20 protein-coding genes and 1 tRNA gene are annotated in these 18635 nt (G+C 71.6%); 6 read left to right on the top strand and 15 right to left on the bottom strand.

Translation table 11 applies throughout. The features are described from left to right. Nucleotides 1–86: 86 nt before the first annotated feature. Nucleotides 87–566 (bottom strand): SigE family RNA polymerase sigma factor, encoded by a 480-nt coding sequence (locus tag AL2_RS00215; RefSeq protein ID WP_067627724.1) that lies wholly within the window; start codon nt 564–566, stop codon nt 87–89. A gap of 265 nt (nt 567–831) precedes the next feature. Between AL2_RS00215 and AL2_RS00220 the strand changes: the two genes are divergently transcribed. Together AL2_RS00220 and AL2_RS00225 are read left to right on the top strand one after the other, a co-directional pair. Further along, nucleotides 832–1884, top strand: coding sequence for a hypothetical protein (locus AL2_RS00220; RefSeq protein ID WP_067627727.1), 1053 nt, complete (start codon nt 832–834; stop codon nt 1882–1884). Then, nucleotides 1878–2693, top strand: a complete 816-nt coding sequence (locus tag AL2_RS00225; protein ID WP_067627730.1) for a MauE/DoxX family redox-associated membrane protein — start codon at nt 1878–1880, stop codon at nt 2691–2693. Before AL2_RS00220 ends, AL2_RS00225 begins: the two co-directional genes overlap by 7 nt. A gap of 76 nt (nt 2694–2769) precedes the next feature. Here the strand turns inward: AL2_RS00225 and AL2_RS00230 are convergent, their stop codons facing one another. The 3 genes from AL2_RS00230 to AL2_RS00240 all read right to left on the bottom strand — a co-directional run bounded on the left by AL2_RS00230 (nt 2770) and on the right by AL2_RS00240 (nt 5854). Then, a complete protein-coding gene (locus AL2_RS00230) occupies nt 2770–3045 on the bottom strand; it encodes a hypothetical protein (RefSeq protein WP_067627733.1) in 276 nt (91 codons plus the stop codon). A gap of 315 nt (nt 3046–3360) precedes the next feature. Further along, on the bottom strand, nt 3361–4554 hold the full coding sequence (locus AL2_RS00235; protein WP_067627736.1) for an ATP-binding protein: 1194 nt from the start codon (nt 4552–4554) through the stop codon (nt 3361–3363). A 289-nt stretch (nt 4555–4843) separates the two neighbouring features. Further along, nucleotides 4844–5854: a pirin family protein gene (locus tag AL2_RS00240; RefSeq protein ID WP_067627739.1), complete on the bottom strand. Its 1011-nt coding sequence runs from the start codon at nt 5852–5854 to the stop codon at nt 4844–4846. A gap of 169 nt (nt 5855–6023) precedes the next feature. On the opposite strand from AL2_RS00240, the gene AL2_RS00245 reads away from it, so the two are divergent. Beyond that, on the top strand, nt 6024–6485 hold the full coding sequence (locus AL2_RS00245) for a MarR family winged helix-turn-helix transcriptional regulator (protein WP_067627746.1): 462 nt from the start codon (nt 6024–6026) through the stop codon (nt 6483–6485). Here the strand turns inward: AL2_RS00245 and AL2_RS00250 are convergent, their stop codons facing one another. Further along, the gene (locus AL2_RS00250) at nt 6486–6908 is read right to left on the bottom strand and encodes a hypothetical protein (protein WP_067627943.1); all 423 of its coding nucleotides are present in this window, start codon (nt 6906–6908) and stop codon (nt 6486–6488) included. It abuts the gene before it with no gap. A 152-nt stretch (nt 6909–7060) separates the two neighbouring features. Here AL2_RS00250 and AL2_RS00255 point away from each other — a divergent pair, with 152 nt between their 5' ends. After that, nucleotides 7061–7801 carry a M15 family metallopeptidase gene (locus AL2_RS00255; RefSeq protein ID WP_067627749.1) on the top strand — a complete coding sequence of 247 codons (741 nt, stop codon included), beginning with the start codon at nt 7061–7063 and terminating at the stop codon, nt 7799–7801. Nucleotides 7802–7832: 31 nt separating this feature from the next. On the opposite strand, the gene AL2_RS37940 is transcribed toward AL2_RS00255, so the two are convergent. The 4 genes from AL2_RS37940 to AL2_RS38905 all read right to left on the bottom strand — a co-directional run bounded on the left by AL2_RS37940 (nt 7833) and on the right by AL2_RS38905 (nt 10760). Beyond that, nucleotides 7833–8000, bottom strand: coding sequence for a hypothetical protein (locus tag AL2_RS37940; protein WP_168444623.1), 168 nt, complete (start codon nt 7998–8000; stop codon nt 7833–7835). An 86-nt stretch (nt 8001–8086) separates the two neighbouring features. Next, nucleotides 8087–8175: transfer RNA gene (locus AL2_RS00260), tRNA-Ser, on the bottom strand. A 122-nt stretch (nt 8176–8297) separates the two neighbouring features. Further along, on the bottom strand, nt 8298–8675 hold the full coding sequence (locus tag AL2_RS00265; protein ID WP_067627751.1) for a cupin domain-containing protein: 378 nt from the start codon (nt 8673–8675) through the stop codon (nt 8298–8300). 24 nt (nt 8676–8699) lie between these two features. After that, nucleotides 8700–10760, bottom strand: a complete 2061-nt coding sequence (locus AL2_RS38905) for a MinD/ParA family ATP-binding protein (protein ID WP_245666214.1) — start codon at nt 10758–10760, stop codon at nt 8700–8702. A gap of 158 nt (nt 10761–10918) precedes the next feature. Between AL2_RS38905 and AL2_RS00275 the strand changes: the two genes are divergently transcribed. Continuing rightward, complete coding sequence (locus AL2_RS00275; protein WP_067627754.1) at nt 10919–11875, top strand: NAD(P)H-quinone oxidoreductase; 957 nt, start codon at nt 10919–10921, stop codon at nt 11873–11875. 13 nt (nt 11876–11888) lie between these two features. Beyond that, complete coding sequence (locus AL2_RS00280; protein ID WP_067627757.1) at nt 11889–12431, top strand: bacterial proteasome activator family protein; 543 nt, start codon at nt 11889–11891, stop codon at nt 12429–12431. A 61-nt stretch (nt 12432–12492) separates the two neighbouring features. On the opposite strand, the gene AL2_RS00285 is transcribed toward AL2_RS00280, so the two are convergent. From AL2_RS00285 to pheA, 6 genes are all read right to left on the bottom strand, one after another. After that, complete coding sequence (locus AL2_RS00285; RefSeq protein ID WP_067627760.1) at nt 12493–13296, bottom strand: Cof-type HAD-IIB family hydrolase; 804 nt, start codon at nt 13294–13296, stop codon at nt 12493–12495. A 62-nt stretch (nt 13297–13358) separates the two neighbouring features. After that, nucleotides 13359–14618 carry a serine--tRNA ligase gene (gene serS / locus AL2_RS00290; RefSeq protein ID WP_067627763.1) on the bottom strand — a complete coding sequence of 420 codons (1260 nt, stop codon included), beginning with the start codon at nt 14616–14618 and terminating at the stop codon, nt 13359–13361. Nucleotides 14619–14670: 52 nt separating this feature from the next. Further along, nucleotides 14671–15471 carry a class I SAM-dependent methyltransferase gene (locus AL2_RS00295; RefSeq protein ID WP_067627949.1) on the bottom strand — a complete coding sequence of 267 codons (801 nt, stop codon included), beginning with the start codon at nt 15469–15471 and terminating at the stop codon, nt 14671–14673. A 168-nt stretch (nt 15472–15639) separates the two neighbouring features. After that, complete coding sequence (locus AL2_RS00300; protein ID WP_067627766.1) at nt 15640–16350, bottom strand: DsbA family oxidoreductase; 711 nt, start codon at nt 16348–16350, stop codon at nt 15640–15642. Nucleotides 16351–16481: 131 nt separating this feature from the next. Further along, a complete protein-coding gene (locus AL2_RS00305; protein WP_067627769.1) occupies nt 16482–17522 on the bottom strand; it encodes a hypothetical protein in 1041 nt (346 codons plus the stop codon). A 102-nt stretch (nt 17523–17624) separates the two neighbouring features. Continuing rightward, the gene (gene pheA / locus AL2_RS00310) at nt 17625–18566 is read right to left on the bottom strand and encodes a prephenate dehydratase (RefSeq protein ID WP_067627771.1); all 942 of its coding nucleotides are present in this window, start codon (nt 18564–18566) and stop codon (nt 17625–17627) included. Between the last annotated feature and the right edge of the window lie 69 nt (nt 18567–18635).

An 18635-nucleotide genomic window follows, 5' to 3' on the forward strand; every position in this document is an offset into this window, starting at 1 on the left:
CTCCCCACAGCTTTCTACCCTGGGGAGGCGAACCCTTGGAAGCCCCGATGACAGCGCGGGGCATGCCCGTGACCGGTAGTTGAGCTTCAGTACAACTCCCTTAGGCGGGCCATGGCCCGGGAGACGGTGGATTTCACCGTGCCTACGCTGACGCCCAGTACTTCGGCCACTTCTCTCTCGGACATGTCCTCGTAGTAGCGGAGCATGACGGCCAGGCGCTGGCGCTCGGGGAGACGTTCGAGGGCGCGGCCCAGGGCGTCGTGCATCTCGCTGCGGCCGGTGTGGTCCTCGACGGGACGGTCGGGGAGGCGGTCGGTGGGGTAGACGTCGAGTTTGCGGCGGCGCCACCAGGAGATCTGCGTGTTGACCATGGCGCGGCGGACGTAGCCGTCCACGGCGGCGCGGTCCTCGATACGGTCCCAGGCGAGGTAGGTCTTGGCGAGGGCGGCCTGCAGCAGGTCCTCGGCCTCGGCGCGGTCGGCGGCCAGCCGGGTCGCCGTGCGCAGGAGGACGGGCCTGCGCTCCTCCACGTACGCGCGGAACTCCTCGTGCCGCGTCGCGTTCACATCACCACCGGGCCAAGGGGTTGGAGAGTCGGCGCCGGGCCGCTCCCGGGTATGGTCGACGATCGCAGGAAGATCGTAATTACGGGCCTACATAAATCACATATCCGGGTCAACCAGTTCATAATCTTCATCCCAGGTAGATCAGACGTCCACCGCTGGCTGACTTATCGCGACAAATTCATCGACAGGCGAGGTCACGGCACGTGAGCCTTGACGCACTGTCTTCCACCCCTTCGCCCAGAGTGATCACTGCCGGAGTGCCGCGATGCCGCCGAGCCCGTCCCGTGAAGCGCGCCGCCGCCGGCGCGCGGCCGTGTTCGGGGCGTCCCCCGCCCGTCCCGAGGCGGGCCTTCCGGAGGCCGGGCTTCCCGAGGCGGGCCTTCCGGAGGCCGGCCCGCCGCTGCGCGCGGTGTGCGGGATCGTCCTGGACGCCAGCCCGCACCTGCTGGTGCTGGCCGCGGGCGGCACGGAGGTCCGGCTCGCGATGAGCGGGGACACCGGGGTCTGGCACGGCGGGCGCGGGGGCCTCGCCGCGCTCCGGCCGGGCCGCCCGGTGATCGTCCGGCAGAGGGAGAGCGGCGTCACCGACCGCACCCTTCGAGGGGGGACGACCCCCCACGCCCCCCGGGGCGTCTTCGTCGCCGACCGGGTCTGGGTCGACATCCGGCGCGTCGCGGGCACGATCCTGGCGTGCGAGAAGGACACCGTGGAGGTGGACATGGGCCCCCACCGCGGGCGCGCCCATGTGGTGATCCCCCCGCACGCCCTCGAACGGGTGCTGGTGCGGCATCCGCGCCTGCAGCCCGGATACCTGATCGACGTGATCTGCGTCGGGTCCCCGGACGGGCCGCGGGCGGTGCGTCCCGGCACGTCGCAGCCCGGATACCGGGCGGACGATCTCGCCGCGCCGGAGCCGACCGCGCCCGTGCCCGGGGTGCTGCGCGGGACGGCGACCTGGTTCGGCGACGCCGGCGGTGCGGCGCCGGACGGGGCGGCCTACCCGGCGGTCGACTCCGAGGGGGCCGCCGGGGGATGCGCGGACGCCCCGCCCGGTTGCGTTCCGTTCCCGTACCTGTCGGTGGGGAGCGGGATCACCGTGCACAACGAGTGCCGCAGGAGGGCCGCGGCGGTGCCGGTGGTCGAGTGCGGCTGCACGGCGGCCCGGTTCTGCGACCGGTGCGTGGAGTGCGACGCGTCCCCGCGCGGCCGGATCGTCGAGCTGACGCCGGTCGCGTTCGCCGGGCTCGGCGGCGATCTCGACGCGGGCTGCTTCAACGCGTCCGTCCGCCCGGACCTGCCGCTGGAGGGGTCATGGTGACGGCGTTCCAGAACACCCAGGTGCTGCTGCTCGCGGCGGTGCTGCTGGCCGCGTGCGCGGCGAAGCTGACGGTCCGGGAGCGGGCGGCGGAGGCGCCCGACCACGTGCACGGCGTGCCGGTTCCGGCGGGGCTCGCCCGGCTGACGGCGGTGCGCCGCAGCCGCGGCATGACGGTCGGGCTCGGGCTCGGCGAGGGCCTCCTCGGGCTGGCGCTGCTGGTGACCTCGCACCTGTCGGTGCGGCTCGCGACGACGGTGGCGTTCGCGGCGGCGACGTGGGTGGTCGGGGAGCTGCGGGTCCACCGGCCGGACGCCGGGTGCGGCTGCTTCGGCGGCCTCAGCGCCAAGAGGGTCGGGCGGCGCAGCGTGCTGCGGGCCGTGCTGTTCACCGGTGCGGCGGTGGCGTCGCTCGGCGCGCCGCTCGCGGGCGTGGACGTGCTGCGGGACGTGCAGGTCCAGGTCGGGCTGGTGTTCGCGGTCGAGCTGGCGCTGTTCGCGCTCCTGTCGCCGGAGCTGGCGGAACTCGCGGAGCGGCGGGGGACGCCCGCCGATCCGCCGTGCGAGCGGCGGCGCAGCCCGATGGCGGAGACGTACGCGGCGCTCTTCGAGAGCGCGGCGTGGAGCAGGCACGAAAACGCGGTCGCGAGCGCGGTCCCGCTGGACGTATGGCGGGAGGGCTGCTGGCGGTTCGTGGCCTTCGCGGGCCGGGTGGACGACCGGGACGTGGAGATCGTGTTCGCCGTGTCCACCGCCGAAGGGGACCGGGACGTGCGGTCCGCCACCGTGATGCCCGAAATGTCGGCTGTCTAGCCCGGTACCGGGCACGTCCGAGAGGCTCCCCGAGGGCCGCGATTCCGTGGGACGCGGCCCTCACCCCGTGGACGGGTCACCAGTCGCCTTCCGTGCTCTCGTTCCCGAACTCGTTCTGGTGGGTTCCGTACTCGTCCTGCCCGTGGTAGCGGCGCCGTTCGGTCGTGTACCCGTCGTCGGCGCCCGGCATCCGGCCGCCCTGGTCCTGCGTCTCGTCGTAGCGGACGGCCTCGTCGTAGCCCATCGAGTCGTCGTAGCCCAAGGCGGAGGACGTGTCGTCCTGGCCGGAGTAGTCCTCCTGGCCGAATGCGTTGTCCGGGTCCTGACCGCGGAACCGAGCTCGGTCCGTCATGCTTCCCCCCGATATATAGAGCTTCTGCCCGTTGGATGGGCATTCGCCCGGGGTCCTACCCACCCGCCCCATGTGACAACACCGGGCCCGCCGCACGCCTCTGCATCTTTCTAGGGCATTCTACAAAAAGTCCTAGAGGATCCTAGACAAAGCCAGAGAATAGGGCGAGCAAAATCTATGGCTCTCTACTTTCAAAGCTAGAGAACCTCATACTCACCGGACGACACCGGCGCAAACAGGGCGCGAACGCGGCGCGATGCAGGCTTCTACCGCTCTCTAGCCTTTTCGCTAGAGAACTCGATAGAGCCGGATCGGTCAGGCGGGCTGGGAGCGGAGGAACGTGCCGAAGTGCGGCACAGTGAACGCGACCATGCCGCGCTCGGCGCTGTAGATGAGGCCCTTCTTGATGAGCCCGTCGCGGGCGGGCGACAGGCTGGACGGTTTGCGGCCCAGCTCGTCCGCGACCGACGCCGTGGGCACCGGGTCGTCGCCGAGCATGGCCATCGCGCGCATGTAGTCGCGCTCGGCGGGGGTGGCGCGCTCGTAGCGGCTGCCGAAGAAGCCCACCGCGAGCTCGCTCTCCGCCTCCGGGGCGGCGACCTTGATGTCGTCCGCCGTGATCGGGGTGCCGGGCGCCACGTCCCAGACGACCTTGGCGTACGCCTGGACGAAGTACGGGTAGCCGTCGGCCGCCCCGTACAGCGCGTCGAGGGCGTCCCTGGTGAAGGTGACGTCCTCGCGCTCGGCCGGCGCCATCAGCGCGAAATCGGCCGACTCCCTGTCGAGCCGGTCGATGCGCGCGTACCGGAAGAGCCGCTCGCTGTACGACTTGCTGGCCGACAGGACCGCCGGGAGGTGCGGCAGCCCCGCGCCCACCACGATCAGCGGCCCGCCGACCTGGGACAGCTCGTGGCACGCGGCGCACAGCGCGGAGACGTCGTCGGCGGGGACGTCCTGCATCTCGTCCACGAACAGGGCGATGCCGGCGCCGACGTCCGTCGCGACGGACGCGGCGTCCACGAACAGCTCGGTGAGGTCGATCTCCAGGTCGCCGGAGTCGGCGCGCCCGCGCGCGGCGGGCACGTCGATGCCGGGCTGCCAGCGGTGCGCCCGCGCCTTGCCCTTCCCGGACGGCTCGGGCTCGGACTGCGCGAACGCCTTGAGCACGCCGAGGAAGTCCTCGATGCGGTCGGGCGCGCGGTGCCGGGGCGCCAGCTCCCGGACGGCACGGTGCAGCGCGGAGGCGACCGGCCGGCGGATCGATTGGTCGGGCCGGGCCTCGATCTTGCCCGTCCCCCACAGCCGCTGGATCGCCTGCGACCGGAACGCGTTGAGCAGCACGGTCTTGCCCACGCCGCGCAGCCCGGTGATGATCATGCTGCGCTCGGGGCGCCCGCGGGCCACCCGTTCCAGCACGACCTCGAACTGCCGGAGCTCGCGATCGCGGCCGGCCAGCTCCGGGGGGCGCTGCCCGGCGCCCGGGGCGTAGGGATTGCGCACGGGGTCCACGCTGTCGGACTCTATGAGGCGATATAGCTGCGGCCGTAGATTTGCGTAGAAATCGCTGCGGCGTGTCGCGTGCTCCCGCCGCCGCCCGCAGCGCGCGGGGGCTTCCGCCCCTCTCGTGGCGATGGCCGCCATGTCGCCTCCCCGGGCGAGCACCTCCGAACAGGTCGAACTTCTGTTCGACTATTCGAACACACTAGCGCATGCGTCCGCCTCCGTCACGCGAACGCGGGAAGTGCCCCGGGAGCGGCCCTGCCCGGAGCGGGGTACCGGGCAGGACCGCTCCCGGGAGTCAGGCGAGGGACTCGTCGGCGTCCGACCGGTGCGGCACCTGCTCCGCCGGGACGGTGCCCATGCGTCCGGCCTGGAAGTCCTCGAAGGCCTGGACGATCTCCTCGCGGGTGTTCATCACGAACGGCCCGTACCGGGCGACCGGCTCGCGGATCGGCAGCCCGCCCAGAACCAGGATCTCCCACCCGTTCGCGCTGGCCAGCGGCTGGCTGTCGGCGGCGCGGACGACGAGCCCGTCCCCGTCGCCCTTGTGGTGGGAGCCGGCGAACACGGCGAGCTGCCCCTCGTCCAGCCCGACCTCCTCGGCGCCCGCCGTCCCGCGTCCGGACAGGACGTAGACGAGGGCGTTGAAGTCGCGCGGCCAGGGCAGCGCGAGCCGCGCGCCGGGCGCGACCGTCGCGTGCAGGTAGTTGATCGGCGTGTAGGTGACGCCAGGGCCGTCGTACCCGGCGAGCGACCCGGCGATGACGCGGACGAGCGACGACCCGTCGTCGGCGGCCAGCAGCTTGACGTCGCGGGCCTTGATGTCCTGGTAGCGCGGCGGCAGCCACTTCTGCTCGCGCGGCAGGTTCACCCAGAGCTGGATGCCGTGGAACAGCCCGCCCTTGGCGACCATCTCGGGCGGCGGCTGCTCGATGTGCTGGATCCCGGACGCCGCCGTCATCCACTGGGTGGCGCCGTCGGAGATCAGGCCGCCGCCGCCGGTCGTGTCCTGGTGCTGGAAGGCTCCGTCGATGATGTAGGTGACCGTCTCGAACCCGCGATGCGGATGCCAAGGGGTACCCTTCGCCTCGCCTGGCGCGTACTCGACGGCGCCCATGTGGTCGAGGAGCAGGAAGGGGTCGGCCAGGGCCAGGTCGATGCCCGGGAAGGGCCGCCTGACCTGGAATCCCTCGCCTTCGAGGTGACGCTTGGCGGTCACGACCTTCGCGACCCGGCGCCAGTCGGTCCCGGTCTCCGGCAGCAGCGGGAGGCGGGGCAGGGTCAGCGGGTCGGCCATCACGGCAGGCATGGGATCTCCCCTCATTCGGGTGCCCCGTCCCGGCCGGGCGGTGCACTGCCTCGTGCAACGTAGTTGATGTTTCAACTATTTCCGCGGACGGAGGCGGCGTCCCGTCCTGCTACCGTGAAGATAGCGCGCACTAGTTGAATATTCAACATATCGTTCTATACTTTCCGGTATGAGCGAACCTCGCTGGCTCGATGCCACCCAGCAGCGCGATTGGCGGGCATACGTGGACGGCAGCGTCCGGCTCACCGAGATCATGGACCGGGACCTCAAGACCAAGCACGGCCTGTCGGTGTCGGAGTACGAGATCCTCGTCCGGTTGTCGGAGGCGCCCGAGCGGCGGCTGCGGATGGCGGAGCTCGCCGAGAACGCCAGCCAGTCCCGCAGCCGGCTGTCGCACACCTGCTCCCGCCTGGAGACCAAGGGCCTGGTCAAGCGGGACAGCTGCCCCAACGACAAGCGCGGCGTCTTCGCGCACCTCACCGACGAGGGTTTCGCGGCGCTCGAACGCGCCGCCCGCGACCACGTCGAGACCGTCCGGACGTTCTTCATCGACGTGATCGAACCCGAGGACCTCGAAGCGATCGGGCGCGCGTTCGGCCTCGTCCTGAAGCGCGTCGGGCCCGCGACCTGATCACAGCGGGACGGTCACCCCGGTCAGGAACCCGACCGACACCAGGGTCAGGAACCCCCAGGCGAGCATCATGCCGATGCCGAACGTCCGCCACCGGCCGCCGACCTGCCAGACGAGCAGCCCGCCGAGCCCGAACGCCAGCAGCAGCAGCGTGATGAACTGCGGCAGCAGGCTCGGGCGGCGGCTCATCATCAGCGGCGCCCACATCATCACGAGATCGACGAACACGAACACGACGAAGCCCGCCGCCAGCGCCTTCACGTCCCGGCCGAGGAACGCCCGCGCGCGCTCGGCGAGCACCTGCGCCTTGTCCGTCGGCAATCGCGGCTCCGCAGCCGCCCCCTGCTCGACCTCCACATTGTGCGCCACGGCGAAGATCTCGTCTCCGAGGCTTGGGAGGTCGCTCTCCTGAGCTTCCGCCATCCCGGCTCCCTGGGACCGGACGTCACCGGACGACATGCCCGGCGGTCGAACGAAGGTCCACGCCGCCCCTATCCGGTGGGCGCACCCTCAAACGCACCGTAGCGAACTAACGGTGCCACGCGAGCACCTCCAGGCCTGCGTATGCTGCAAAGATGCCAGGTAGAGGGCCGATCTTCAGCGCGACTTTCCTCGGCGTCCTGCTCACGGCGGCGCTCGCGGCGGCCGGATGTGGCCGCGGCTCCGACGACTCGGGCGAGTCGCCGGCCGCGACCCCGCCCACCGCGTCCGGGACGGCCGCGTCGCCGTCGGCGTCCCCGTCGGAGCAGGGCTTCCGTGCCGACGTCAAGAAGGTGACCGCCGGCGACCTGAAGTCGTCCTGGCGGAAGGGCTGCCCCGTGGCGCCGTCCGGGCTCCGGATGATCGAGATGACCTACTGGGGCATGGACGACAAGCCGCACACCGGCGGACGGCTCGTCGTCAACGCCAAGGCGGCCGACGACCTCGTCTCCGTCTTCAAGAAGCTGTACAAGATGAAGTACCCGATCGAGCGCATGGAGCCGGTCGACAAGTACGGCGGCAGCGACTTCGACTCGATCGAGGCGAACAACACCTCCGCCTTCAACTGCCGCAACGCGACCGGGTCGAGTTCGTTCTCCCAGCACGCGTACGGCCTCGCCGTCGACATCAACCCCTGCCAGAACCCCTACGTCTACGCGGACGGGCGCATCGCCCACAAGTCCTGCACGAAGTACAAGAACCGCAAGCTCGACGCGCCCGGCCTGATCCACGCCGGCGACAAGGTCGTGAAGGCGTTCGCCTCGATCGGCTGGGGCTGGGGCGGCGCCTGGAGCGGCGCCAAGGACTACCAGCACTTCAGCGGCAGCGGCCGCTGAGCCCGGCGCCCTGGCCGGGCCCTCCGGCGTCCTAGCCGAGCGCCATGATCGCGACCGCCAGGACCGCGATGACCGCCACCACGGCGATCGCGCCGACGATCAGGCCGACGTTCGGCCCGGACTTCTGCGGCTGCGCCTGGCTGGCGAAGTTCTGGAACTGGTGCGTCGTACCCGCCGGATCATTCGGTGTCTGCGACATGCCGAAGAGGGTAACGGATGACTTATGCCAGAGTCGCCCACCTTGCGGCGGCCGGGGGTTCCAGGGGGTCGCCCCCGACTCCGGAGCGGAGAGTGTGGGATTCGAACCCACGAGGACTGTCCCCAGCCCTGGGCGCTTTCAAGGCGCCTGCACTAGTCCACTATGCGAACTCTCCCGGTGGCCGGCGGCTCCCGGCCACCGACCACGATAGCGGTCGCGGGGGGCTGCCTTCGACCGCGTATCGGGAGTTCAGCCGAGTGCGACGGCGGCGTGGACGTCGAGCCGCGGCCGGGTCTCCTACGGCTCCTCGGGGACGCGGTAGCCGGGAATGGACGGCCAGCGGACCGTCAGGACGACCGACTCCTCCTCGGCCTCCCACGAATGGTCGACGCCGCGTCCCCAGACCACGTAGTCGCCCTGCTCGGCGAGCACCACGTTCCGTCCGGGGAACTCCAGGCGGAACCGGCCGCTGATCAGGATGAGCAGGGCCGTGCGCTTCTCCCCGTCCGTCCACTGGGCGCGCCGCTCCCCCTTGGGGTGGACGCCCCACTTGATCTCGACCTCGTCGCTGTGCCGGAGATCGCCGGCGGGCTTGAAGTGCCCGAGCAGCCAGCCCCGGTCACCGGCCGCGTCCGGTCCGGCCTTGCCGACGTACAAGCCATCGCCGTCAGTCACGGAACGTGACCTTACCGTCCGTCCTCAGGACTGGGGCGGGCGCTGGAAGGCGAAGCCGTCGCCGACGACGGCGGCCAGGGTCAGGTACGCCTCGCGGGTGGCGGGGGCGAGCTGCTCCAGCTCGACCTCGGCGCCCTCCTCCAGGTGGTCGTCGTAGGGGATGCGGACGACGGCGCGGCAGCGGCTCTCGAAGTGCGCCTGCAGCTTGTCGAGGTCGACCTGGCTGCGGGTGCGGTTGCGGACCATCGACAGGACGACGACGCCGTTGCGGACGAGGTGCCCGTGGTCGTGCGCCTCCAGCCAGTCGAGGGTCGCGCTCGCGGACCGGGCGCCGTCCACCGACGGGGAGCTGACCAGGACGAGCTGGTCGGCGAGGGCCAGTACGCCCGACATGGCGGAGTGCAGCAGCCCGGTGCCGCAGTCGGTGATGCAGACCGAGTAGTACTGCTCCAGGACGACGGCGACGGCGGCGTAGTCCTCGGCGGAGAACGCCTCGCTGACCGCCGGGTCGCGGTCGGACGCGAGGATCTCCAGCCGCGCCTCGTTCTGCGACGTGAACGCGCGCACGTCGGCGTAGCGGCTGATCTGGTCGCGGTTGTTGAGCAGGTCGCGGACGGTCGCGGCCGTCTCCAGCCGGACCTTGTCCGAGAGCGTCCCGCGGTCGGGGTTGGCGTCGACCGCGATGACCCGGTCGCCGCGGAAGGAGCCGAGCATCGAGCCCAGGCCGGTCGTGGTGGTCGTCTTGCCGACGCCGCCCTTCAGCGACATGACCGCGACCCGGTGGTGGCCGCCGGCCACGGGGGTGCGGGCGCGCGCGATCAGGTCCTTGCGGCGCAGCTCGTACTGCGACTCGCCGGGGTGGATGCTGCCCGCGGTCGCCTTGTAGACGGCGCGCCGCCACCCCGAGGACGGCGCGATGCGGCGCTCGCCCAGGAGGTTCTCGGAGCTGAGGCTGTCGGAGTCCTGCGGCTGCTGCGGCGGGGCGGCGTGCCCCGGCGGGATCATCTGCCCCTGCTGCGGCCCGGCCGGGTAGCCGTACCCCTGGTAGGGCTGCCCCGTGTTCGGGTCGACGGGCATGTACGGCTGCCCGGTGTTGGGGTCGACCTGCAGGTAGGGCTGCGCGACGGCGTTGGGGTCCGGCGGGTACGGCTGGCCCGTGTTCGGGTCGACCTGCACGTACGGTTGCCCGGTGTTCGGGTCGACCGGCTGGTAGGACTGCCCCGTGTTCGGGTCGACCTGGGCGTACGGCTGACCCGTGGTCGGGTCGAACTGGGCATACGGCTGGCCGCTGGTCGGATCGGCCGGCGGGTACGGCTGGGCCGTGGTCGGATCGGCCGGCGGGTATTGCTGGCCGGTGGTGGGGTCGGCCGGCGGGTACTGCTGCGGCGGGTACTGCTGGACGTTCTGGTCGGGTGCGTAGGGCGGGGCCGCGTTCGGGTCCGCCGGGGGGAACTGCTGCTGGACGGTGCCGTTCACGTCCTGCGGGGGTCCGGCCTCGGGGGCGAGCGGGCGGCCCGTGTTCGGGTCGATCGGCACGTACGGCTGCCCGGAGGCGTCGGTGTCCTGCGGGTAGGGCTGCCCGGTGGCGGGGTCGATCGGCTGGTACTGCCCGCCGGCGTCCTGGCGCGCGAACTGCTCGGGCGGGTACGGCGGCAGCTGGTCGAGGGGCGGCGCGGCGTTGCCGTTGGCGTCGTACGGCGACTGCTGCGAAGGGGGCGACTGCTGTGAAGAGGGCGGGGCCTGGGACGGGTCGTAGGCCGGGGCCGGGTAGTACGGCGGCGGCAGCATCCCCCCGTCGAACGGCTGCGGCATGGGGGCGCCCTCGTAGGGCGGGGGCTGCGGGGGGCCGTAGCCCGTGTTCTCCGGGGCTCCCTGGAAGGCGGGCGGCGCGGCCAGCCACGGGTTGTCGTCCGGGGCGGGCGACGGAGGCGGCGGCGGAGGCGGCGGGGCGTTCTCCTGCTGGGCGGGGGCCGGTCGCGCCCCTTGCTCGCCCTGGGGGGACGGTTCCGCCGTGTCCTCGCTCATCGCGTCGAGAGAAGCGAGACGCTCCTCCAGGGAGCGCCCGTCGTGCTCGTTCCTCGCCACCGTTCTTCCCCCTCGGGCACGCCTCTGATGATCAACACGGTGCAGGTGGGCAAACCGATCCCCACGCAGGATACCCATGACCCACTAGCACGCATCCCCCGTGTAGATCGGGCTTGGGGCGGCAAAGCGGGGGTGCGGCGCCCGGTAGCGTGATCGGTATGCATGCCATCGTGATCCGCGAGCCGGGCGGCGCCGACGTCCTCGAATGGACGCGTGTCCCCGACCCGCGACCGGAGCCGGGCGAGGTGCTGATCGAGGTGGCGGCGAGCGCGGTCAACCGCGCCGACGTCATGCAGCGGCAGGGCTTCTACCCGCCGCCCGCGGGCGCGCCCCCGTACCCGGGCCTGGAGGTGTCCGGACGGGTCGCCGAACTGGGCGCGGACGTCACCGGGGTGAACACCGGCGACGAGGTGTGCGCGCTGCTGGCCGGGGGAGGGTACGCCGAACGGGTCGCGGTGCCCGCCGCGCAGGTGCTTCCGGTGCCGCGCGGGGTGGACGTCGCGGCGGCGGCCGGACTCCCGGAGGTCGCGTGCACGGTGTGGTCGAACGTTTTCCAGCTCGGCGGGCTGCGCGAAGGCGAGACGCTCCTCGTCCACGGCGGCGGCAGCGGCATCGGCACGTTCGCGATCCAGCTCGCGAAGGCGCGCGGCGCGCGGGTCGTGACGACCGTGGGCAGCGAGGAGAAGGCCGCCCGCTGCCGCGAACTCGGCGCGGACGTCACCGTGAACTACCGCGAGGACGACTTCGTCGGCAGCGGCCCGTACGACGTGATCCTCGACCTGATCGGCGCCAAGTACCTGGCGCGGAACGTGGAAGCGCTCGCCATCGGCGGACGGCTGATGGTGATCGGCCTGCAGGGCGGCGCGAAGGCGGAGCTGGACCTCGGCACGCTGCTGCGCAAGCGGGCGCTGGTGCACGCGACGACGCTGCGGGCCCGTCCCCCGGAGGAGAAGGCGGAGATCGTCGCCGGGGTCCGCGAGCACGTGTGGCCGCTGCTGGAGTCGGGGAAGGTCCGGCCCGTCATCGACCGGAGCTTCCCCATGGCGGACGCGGCGCGCGCGCACGAGCTGCTCGAAGAGAGCGGTCACGTCGGCAAGATCTTGTTGACCGTGTGAGGATGTGGAGTTTATGAGCGAGCCTTCGAAGAACCAGTCTGAACAGGAACCGCAGGTCCTCGTGGTCGGCCCGGGCGGCATCGCCATGGAGAGCGCCGGCGAGGGCGAGTCCGAGGGCAAGTCGGTCACCGAGATGGTCGAGCAGCCCGCGAAGGTGATGCGGATCGGCGGGATGATCCGCCAGCTTCTCGAAGAGGTCAAGGCCGCCCCGCTGGACGAGGCGAGCCGGGCCCGGCTGCGGGAGATCCACAAGTCGTCCGTCAAGGAGCTGGAGGACGGCCTGGCGCCCGAACTGGTCGCGGAGCTGGAGCGGCTGTCGCTGCCGTTCACCGAGGGGGCGGTGCCGAGCGAGGCGGAGCTGCGGATCGCGCAGGCGCAGCTCGTCGGCTGGCTGGAGGGCCTGTTCCACGGCATCCAGACGACGCTGTTCGCGCAGCAGATGGCGGCGCGGGCGCAGCTGGAGCAGATGCGGCGCGCCCTGCCCGCCGGGATGATGCAGCCCCCGGAGGATGAGCAGCAGCACCCCGGCCCGCGCTCGTCCGGCCCCTACCTGTAGGACCGCCACCTGTAGGACCGCGAACCGGCCGCACCCCCGCACGGGAGGGGTGCGGCCGTCGCTACGGGTAGAGCTGTTCCAGCACCTCGGCGACGCCGTCGTCGTCGTTCCGGGACGTCTTGTGCGTCACGGCCGCCAGCACCAGCGGATGCGCGTTCGCGACACCGTAGGACGTGCCCGCCCACGTGAGCATCGGCAGGTCGTTGGGCATGTCGCCGAACGCGGTGACGTCGTCCGACACGAGGCCGTGCTCGGTGCAGAGCGCGGCGAGCGCGCTCGCCTTGGTGACGCCCCGCGCGCTCATCTCCAGCAGCCCCCGCCCGGACGAGTGCGTCACCGTCACGAGGTCGCCCACCGCCTGGACGGCCTTCTCCGAGAGCGTGTCGGGGTCGGCGTCCGGGTGGAAGGCGAGCAGCTTGGTGCCGGGCCTGCTGACCAGCTCGTCGGCGTCCACGCGACGTCCGCCGAAGTCCTCGGCGTCCCAGCGGCCGAGGATGTAGCTGTTCTCGAAGTAGAACCCGGCCGGGTGCTCCACCGCGAACTGCAGCTCGGGCGAGATGCCGCGCAGCCGCCCGACCGCCTCCGCGATCACGTCCGGCCGGATCTCCCGCGTCTGCAGGACCGTCTCGGTGTGCAGGTCGTAGACGACGGCGCCGTTGGCGCAGATGGCGACGCCGTGGTGGTCGACGGCCGTGGCGACGTCCGTCATCCAGCGCGGCGGCCGGCCGGTGACCATGACGAGCATCGCCCCGGCCCGCTCGACCCGGGCCAGGGCGTCGACGGTCCGGGCGGAGATCGTGCCGTCGGAGCGCACGATCGTGCCGTCGAGGTCAGTGGCGATCACGCGCGGCGAAAGCTGGCTCATGTCACCTTCCTGGGCAGATGCCACAAACCATAAGCGACGCCGCCGACACCGGCGCCCCGGGGTCAGCGCTTGATCGGCTCCAGGACGTCCTGCCCCAGGAACTTCTGCAGCGCCTCCGGGACGCGCACCGAGCCGTCGGCCCGCTGGTGGTTCTCCAGGATCGACACCATCCAGCGGGTCGTCGCCAGCGTGCCGTTCAGCGTCGCGACCGGCTGGTTCCGGCCGTCCGCGTCCTTGGACCGCACCGCGAGCCGCCGCGCCTGGAACTCCGTGCAGTTGGACGTCGAGGTGACCTCGCGGTAGGTGTCCTGCGTCGGCACCCATGCCTCGCAGTCGTACTTGCGGGCCGCGCTGGAGCCGAGGTCGCCGGCCGCCACGTCGATCACCCGGTACGGGATCTCGACCTTGGCGAGCATCTCCTTCTCCCACTCCAGCAGCCGCAGGTGCTCGGCGTGCGAGTCGGCCGGGTCGCAGTAGGAGAACATCTCCACCTTGTCGAACTGGTGGACGCGGATGATGCCGCGCGTGTCCTTGCCGTAGGAGCCGGCCTCGCGGCGGAAGCACGACGACCACGCCACGTACCGCCGCGGCAGCTCGTCGATGATCTCGTTCATGTGGTACGCGGCGAGCGGCACCTCCGACGTCCCGACCAGGTACAGCTCGTCCGCCGGGAGCTGGTACACCTCGGCGGCGTGCGCGCCGAGGAACCCGGTGCCCTCCATCGCCTCCGGCTTCACCAGGACCGGCGGGTACATCGGGACGAACCCGTTCCCGATCGCCGTCTCCATGGCGAGGTTCAGCAGCGCGTACTGCAGCCGCGCGCCCACGCCCGTCAGGTAGTAGAACCGCGCGCCCGACACCTTCGCGCCGCGCTCCATGTCGATGGCGCCGAGGCCCTCGCCGAGTTCGAGGTGGTCCTTCGGCTCGAAGTCGAACGCGGTCGGCTCGCCGACGTGCTCCAGGACGACGAAGTCCTGCTCGCCGCCGGGCGGGGCGCCCTCCTCGATGAGGTTCGGGACGCCCTTCAGCACGGCGTCGAGTTCCTCGCCGAGCCGGCCGGCCTCCGCCTCCTGCTCCTTGACCTGCTGCGACAGCTCCTTCGCGCGGGCGAGCAGCGCGTCCCGCTCGTCGCCCTTAGCCTTGGAGACGGACTTGCCGAAACTCTTCTGCTCCGCCCTGAGCTGCTCGAACGACGTCAGCGCCGAGCGGCGCCGCCCGTCCAGGTCCAGCAGCCGGTCGACGACGGCGTCATCCTCACCGCGGGCGCGCTGCGACGCGCGCAGCCGCTCCGGATCCTCTCGAAGAGCTCGCAGGTCAATCACAGACCCGAGGCTACCGTTCCGGCCCCTCGCTCCGCGCGCGCATAACCGCGCTTCACCGGACGCCGCTCGCCAGCAGCGCGTGCGCGGGCAGCGCGACCTTGCCGCCGTCCACCCCGTAATCAGCGATGATCGTGTCGTAGGCGTCCTTGATCAGGGCGACGGTCTCCGCGTCCTGCCGCCCCACGATGACGCCGTTGGTGCCGACCCTGGACAGCGCGCCCGTCTCCCACCACTCCTCCGGGTCGACGACGTGCTCCCAGGTCACCTCCTCGACCTCGACCTCGGCCAGCCCGGCCTCCGCCACCAGCCGCCGGAACGCGACCGGCTCGCCGTACCGCAGGAACGGCGACTCGGGGATGTCGTCCGGCCACGGCACACCGGCCTGCTCGATCGCCTCCCGGACGATCGCGAGGGCGCCGCTGCCCGGCATCGCCCAGCAGGACAGCGCCAGCCGCCCGCCCGGCCGCAGCACCCGCCGCAGCTCGGTGACGGCCGCGCCGGGGTCGCCCACGTGGTTGATGACGCAGTTGCCGGCGACCCCGTCGAACGCCTCGTCCTCGAACGGCACCTCGGGCAGGACGGCGACGCGCACGTCCAGCCCCGGGACGTTCCGGGCGGCCGTGTCCGCCATGCTCTCCTCGGCGTCCATCGCCGACACCTGGGCGCCGCGCCGGACGGCCTCCCGCGAGACGAACCCCGGGCCCGTCCCGACGTCGAGGAACCGCGTCCCATCGGTCACCCCGGCCGCGTCCAGCAGCGGACCCACCAGGTAACGGGTGAGCCGGGCGAAGCCCCGCTCGTACGCGGCGGCCCGCCCGGCCCACAGTTCCCGCTCGTAAAGATCGAAGTCCATGCCCACCAGGGCACCCTACGTCAGCGCACGTCCACGTAGTCGTCCCTGTAGGTCTTGACGTAGTAGGACGTGGCGCTGGTGTAGGCGCGCCATGTGCCGTCCTTGGACGCCTTGAAACCCTTGCGGAAGCGGCCCAGCTTGTCGGTCTTCTGCGCCGACCGGCGCCGGTCAGGGCTTGTCGGGGACCGCGCAGGTGTCGTCGGTGCAGGTCCCGGCTTCTTCGCCGATGGTGGTGAGGGCCGGGTGGGCGTCCGTCCAAGCGCGGGTGAGGACGTCGGCGAACGTCTCGGTCGGCTGGGCGCCGGAGACGCCGTAGCGGCGGTCGACGACGAAGAACGGGACGCCGGTCGCGCCGATGTCGCGCGCCGCGCGATGCTCGGCGTCCACGTCCGAGGCGAACTGGCCGGACGTGAGCACGTCGCGCGCTTCGGACGCGTCCAGGCCCGCCTCCGCCACGACCTCCACCAGGGAGTCGTGGTCGAACACCGAGCGGCGGTCGGTGAAATGCGCCTTGAAGAGCGCCTCGACGACCTCGTCCTGCACGCCGTGCTTCGCCGCGAGGTGGATCAGCCGGTGCGCATCGGCGGTGTTGCCCGCCCGGCCGCCCTCCAGGTGGTACTCCAGCCCCACCCCGGCCGCGCGCTCCTCCATCTGCCGGTTCATCTCGACGGCGCGCTCGCGCGTCATGCCGTACTTCTCCGCCAGCATGTCGGCCACGTCGACGGTCTCCCCGTGCGGGAAGGACGGGTCGAGCTGGAAGGACCGGTGGACCACCTCCACCCGGTCGCGATGCTCGAAGCCCTCAAGGGCCTTCTCGAACTGCCGCTTCCCGATGTAGCACCACGGGCAGATGACATCGGACCAGATCTCGACACGCACGGGGGCACCCTTCTCTTCGGTATCACCGCGTGCAACACGTCCCGGCCCGGATCTGTTTCTCCCTGGACCGGAGGAGGCCGGCCGCCCCGCGCCGCGCGGCGGCGTACGGGACGGCCGGCCTGCTTCACCGGTCAGGCGGACGGTCGGTCCTGGACGGTGAACTCCGTCGTCACCGGAGCCGGGCCGAGCACCCAGTTCGCGGTCAGCTTCACCTTGGTCCCGACCGGGACCGAGTCGGCGACACTGATGCTGAACTGCGCGCCGTCCTTGTCGGCCGGGATGCTTCCGTCGGAAGGCACGTTGAGGGAGGTGGTGACGCCGGGCGTGTCACTGGTCAGGTTGATCCTGGCGCCGAACGGGTGCCAGATGTCCCCCAGGCCGACCACCCCGAAGTTCTCGGCATTGCCGGCCCGGTGCCGCACCGGGCCGAGAACGCCGATGGAGAACTTCTTCGGCACTCCGATGACGCCGGCGAACTGCCTGGCCGTGCCGAGCGCCGCCATCACCGTGGCGAAACGGGGCTTGTCGTAGGCATCGGAGTCCATGGTGAAGGTCGCGCTCGTCGCGCCGGCCGGGACCACCACGTAGTAGGGCATGCGGATGGCCCCACTCTCATAGGGGATCTTGCGCAGGTCCACGGCCAGGCCGCCGACCGGCGCCGGGGACTTGAGGCGCACCGTCCCGGTGAACTTCTTGCCCTCCACCACGATGCGCTTGTCGACGGTGAACGAGGTGACGTCCTGATACCGCCCGTCGATCTGGTCCACGGTGATCGACGTCTCCGCGACCGAACCGCCGACTCCGGCGGTCAGCCGGGTCACCGTCCCCTCGCTGATCGCGGACTGCACCCGGATGGCGAAGCTGACGCTGCGCTCCCCCTCGGGCACCGTGACCTTGTTCTTGGTGGCCTGGAAATAGGTCAGGTCCTTGTACTCGTTGCCGTCCAGGAGCTGCACGTTGACACCCCCCGCCGGGGCCGGCTCGGCCAGGGTGACCGTCTGGATCGCCTGCTCACCGGAGGTGATGCGGGACGGGGTGACCGTCGTGGACACGACCTGGACCTCGGCCGCGGAGGCCCGCAGCGGAACCAGGACGGCGGCGGACAGGGCGATCGGCAGGGCGGCGGTGAGGGTGCGGCGGCCGACCCTGCGCAGAATGGGGAGTGTGTGCATGCGTCCAGTCAATGATCTTCAAGGCCGGTCGTGCCAGACCTCGGGCGCATACGTTCGATCTTCGTAAGAACTGCGCCGCCCCATGAACGGGCAGGTCAGGGGTCAGGAGGAGCGGCCGGTGCGGATGCCGGTGAGCCAGGCGGCGGCCTTGGTGAAGTCGCTGTCGTGGGTGCCGCGGCGGATCTCGGGGCTGACCGCGTCGGCGCGGGCGTAGGAGCCGACGAAGCGGAGGTCGGCGCACACGCGGCGCAGGCCCATCAGGGCCTCGCCGACGCGGGCGTCGGAGACGTGGCCCTCGAAGTCCATCCAGAAGAGGTAGGAGCCGAGGCCGGCGCCGGTGGGCCGCGACTGGATCAGCGTCAGGTTGATGCCGCGCACGGAGAACTCGGTGAGGATCTCCAGCAGGGCGCCCGGGTGGTCCTCGCCGATGAACGCGACGACGGTCGTCTTGTCCGTGCCGGTGGGGGCGGGCGGCGTGCACGGGCGGTGCAGGACGACGAAGCGGGTGACCGCGTCGGCGACGTCGTGGATGTCCTCGGCGAGGATCGACAGGCCGTAGCGGGCGGCGGCGAACGAGCCGGCGAGCGCGGCGTCGTAATGGCCGTCGGCGACGTGCTGGGCGGCCTCGGCGTTGGACGTGGCGGCGCGCCATTCGGCGTGCGGGACGTTCTCCAGCAGCCAGCGGCGGCACTGCGGCTGCGCGATCGGGTGGGACGCGACGGTCTTGATGTCGTCCAGCGCCGTCCCCGGGCGAACCAGCAGCGCGAACGAGACCGGCAGGTGGATCTCACCGACGATCTGGAGTGGCTCGCCGGTGGCCAGCTCGTCCAGCGTGGTGGGGACCGAGCCCTCGACGGAGTTCTCCAGCGCGACGACGGCCGTGTCGGCCTCGCCGTTGCGGAGCGCCTCCAGGACGGCCGGGACGGTCGCGTACGGGACGTGCTCGGCGCCGGCGGCGCCCGGCAGCGTGAGCAGGGCCGCCTCGGTGAACGTGCCCTGCGGACCCAGGTAGGCGTAGCGCGCTTGCCTGCTGTCTGCGGTCACGGGGTCCCCCGGGGCGAGTGGTGTGGTCGAACACGCCGAGTTTACTTCCCGGCGGGTGAAGCCCGAGCC

The sequence above is a fragment of the Actinomadura latina NBRC 106108 genome, assembly GCF_001552195.1.
Taxonomy (GTDB): domain Bacteria; phylum Actinomycetota; class Actinomycetes; order Streptosporangiales; family Streptosporangiaceae; genus Spirillospora; species Spirillospora latina.